This is a genomic window from Arcicella gelida, assembly GCF_034931025.1.
In the GTDB taxonomy this organism is placed as follows: domain Bacteria; phylum Bacteroidota; class Bacteroidia; order Cytophagales; family Spirosomataceae; genus Arcicella; species Arcicella gelida.
In genome coordinates this window covers 1-833 of sequence record NZ_JAYGIL010000080.1, presented here as the reverse complement: position 1 = coordinate 833, position 833 = coordinate 1, and the positions used below count along the sequence as shown (strand labels likewise).

The 833-nt window shown below is 36.7% G+C and carries 1 protein-coding gene; it reads left to right on the top strand.

The genetic code is table 11. The features are described from left to right. Positions 1-792, top strand: a 792-nt coding sequence (locus tag VB776_RS24640) for an IS256 family transposase (protein ID WP_323699475.1), incomplete at its 5' end; no start/stop codon positions are given. Positions 793-833 lie beyond the last annotated feature (41 nt).

Genomic DNA, 833 nt, shown 5'->3' with positions numbered 1-833 from the left:
AGGATTACCGACCGCATCAATGCCGATATTCTGGCTTGGCAAAACCGTCCTTTAGACAGTGTTTATCTGGTAGTTTGGATGGATGGTATCGTCTTTAAAGTACGAGAACAGTCAAGAGTTATCAATAAAACGGTTTATATTGCCGTTGGACTTACTAAAGATGGCTACAAAGAAGTATTAGGGCTTTGGGTAGGTAAAAATGAAAGTGCTAGCTTCTGGATGAATGTCTTGAGTGACTTAAAAGCCAGAGGTGTAGAAGATATTCTTATCACGGCTACAGATAATCTTAATGGCTTTACTCAAACCATTAAAGCCATTTTTCCACAATCCAACACCCAAATCTGTATTGTCCATCAAATCAGAAATGCCTGTAAATATGTATCTTACAAAGACCGAAAGGACTTTAGTCAAGACATGAAGAACATCTATACAGCTCCCACCAAGCAAGCAGCACAAGCTGCTCTGGAGGATTTTGCCAACAAATGGCAAGCTAAATACCTATATGCCATCAAAAGTTGGAAAGATAATTGGGATGAACTAACCGTATTTTTTGACTTCCCAGTGGAAATAAGAAGCATCATTTACACCACTAATTTGATAGAAAACTTGAACGGGAAAATAAGAAAATATACCCGAAATAAGCTCTCTTTCCCAACAGATGAAGCCGTTTTAAAATCAGTTTATCTGGCAGTCAATGAAGTAGCCAAAGTTTGGACTAAACCCATTCATAACTGGGGAATTATTATCAACCAATTTTACCTTATTTTTGACCAAAGAATCAAAAACAAATAATCAATACAAAAAACAACTTACACAAAATTAGGGATAGTGTC